The 2,439-nt window shown below is 49.3% G+C and carries 1 protein-coding gene and 1 pseudogene; both read left to right on the forward strand.

Annotated elements, in window-relative coordinates; translation table 11 throughout:
* A pseudogene (locus AC3G2T_RS38600) lies at positions 1–1,314 on the forward strand (hypothetical protein); the annotation flags it as partial.
* Between the two features lie 236 nt (positions 1,315–1,550).
* Complete coding sequence (locus AC3G2T_RS38605) at positions 1,551–2,183, forward strand: hypothetical protein (protein WP_488438802.1); 633 nt, start codon at positions 1,551–1,553, stop codon at positions 2,181–2,183.
* The last annotated feature ends 256 nt before the right edge of the window (positions 2,184–2,439 follow it).

Consider the following 2,439-nt stretch of genomic DNA (forward strand, 5'->3'; position numbering starts at 1 on the left):
GAACACAAAGGTTCCATCCGCTTGTCGAACATCACAGCGGGCCATAACGGCGTTGTAACGGTTAATGCCTACATCGCAACGTCCGGTGCGAACAGCACGGCTACGAAGTCCTACACGGTCGGCAACGCACGTATCCCGGATCACTTGAAAGTCGTCACTGAGCCGGCTAAGCAAATCGTACCTGGCGGTTACACAAGCTTTGTCGTCCAAGCAATTGATCAATACGGCAAAAGCCAGGATTCCTACCTGTTGACGGACGGTCAAGGCAATGCGACAACAAACGCCAATACGTCCGGCTCCGGCAGCGTATATTACTACACGAAAATGACGCCGGTGAACACAACAACAGGCGTACAAGCGATCACAGCGGACAATGATACTGCATCCAGCGCCGTAACAGCTGCGTTCACAACGGCAAACAGCTTCAAAAACCTTCAAGCTGTGAGCGGCACTACAGGCATGGTTGAGAATACAGCGTTCAACCAAATGAACGATACGTACCGCTTGGCAACCGGATCAAGCGCGGCGGGAACGTTCGGCGTGAAAGTGGAACTGATCAAAGTAGACGCATCGGGCAAAGAGAGCGTAGTTGACACCGTGACTCGCAACGTAGACGTAGCGACATCGACTGACAGCCTGAGCTACAGCCTGAACAGCGTACCGGCTTTGTTCAACGCTATCGATAGCGGAGTGATCATCGACGGAGCGCAGTACGACACAAGCGGCACACTGAGCGCAGCGGACCAAAAAGCGGCTAACACAAGTAAACTGGCTCGCGAAGTAACCGTATCTGCAACGAATGCGGCCGGCGACACGGTATCGCTGCCGAAACAAATTACCGCCATCACCTCTTCCAACACATCGGTAGCCCAAGTGGTCCTCACAGGTGGCAAAGGGTATGTGATTGGTAACAAAGCGGGAACGGCAACGATCAACGTGAGCTTCAAAACGAACGACGGCAAAGTGAAAACAGCAACAACTGCAGTAACTGTGAAGAGCGATGCGCTTGCAGTGGATCAAGTGAGCTTCGACGATACAAGCAAAATGATCGGACTCAGCGGATTCAACGCATTCACAGGCATCAACGTCATCGACAACTACGGCATCAAGTACGAAGACGGCGACGCGAAAATGTACAACTACTTGATGGGTGTAACATTCTCGGTCGACCATGTTGTGGGCGGTACTGTAACGGTGGACCAATACGGCAACGTAGCAGCAACACCAACAAGCCCATCGACATCCGTAAGCTTCGACCTGACAGCTACAACACCAAGCGGCAAGTCGGCAAGCATCGCATTGACGGCTCAATAATCAAGCGATCAAAGAAGACCCTTCGGGGTCTTTTTTTGTTTTAAGGTGGGCCTTTTTTCCAGTCTTAAATTTATGGAAAATTCCGGTCTGCCGATCCTGAAAATCCCATGAAATCGGGCGATTTCAGCTTATTTTAAGCTAACTTTTATGCTGATTTCAGCTTTTAGTCTTAGTTTCTTCACAAACCGGCTGTACCCTTGTATTTGTAGGAATCAGATAGGAGGGTGGTCACCTAAATGAATTTAAAAAAGCTAGCCGGGATTTGTGTGGTCATCCCCGTTTTATTAAGCGGCTGCGGCAACCAGCCGGCGGCACAAAGCGCTTCTGCCGCAGTCAGCACCGCGCAGCCACAACAGCAAAGCCAGAGTCAAACGACGGATCAAAAGGAATCCAACCCAAATCGGCCTGCGATGAGTCAGCAGCAGCGGCAAATGTTTTCCACATTCCAAACGCTGCTTATGATGGACAAAGCCGATGGACTTTCAATTACGAAAGAAGAAGCGCAAGCGATGCTGCCAACAGCTCAAGATATCGTCGCCAAAGGCGAGATTACCGACGACAGCAAGGCCAAGCTGCTTGAAAATCTGACGGATGCCCAAAAGAAATTTGTGGACGATGCGGCCGCGCGCATGGCTAACCGCGGTAACGGCAAGAAAAATGCGGATGCCGGGAATGCAGCGAAAAGTACGGATTCCTCCGGCAATGCGGATGCATCCAAGGCGCCAAGCACAAATCAGGGCCAGACGAAAGACCAAGGTACGAACGGGTCCAAGGGCCAAGATGGCAAAGGCGGCGGTAATCGACCTGCAGGTGAAATGAAAGATCCGGGCAAGCAATTGATTGAATTATTGCAAAGCAAAGTCGGCTAAAACAAATCCGTGACGATGAATTAGCTGGAAAATTCTTATCAATGACTGAGTGAATAACAGATAGTATACTGTTTTTGTAGATTAGGTGATAGACAAAAATCTACACAAAAGTGATGTAAAGATCGCTGTACACTCCCATCGGTTATAAGATTTTATAACAAAAAACTTCAAATACTTAGGAGGAAAGAAACTCTATGAAGAAAAGTCTAACCGTCGTTCTTTCAACAGCAATGGCTTTATCCGTATTTTCTTCAGT

This window comes from Paenibacillus sp. sgz302191, assembly GCF_057749925.1.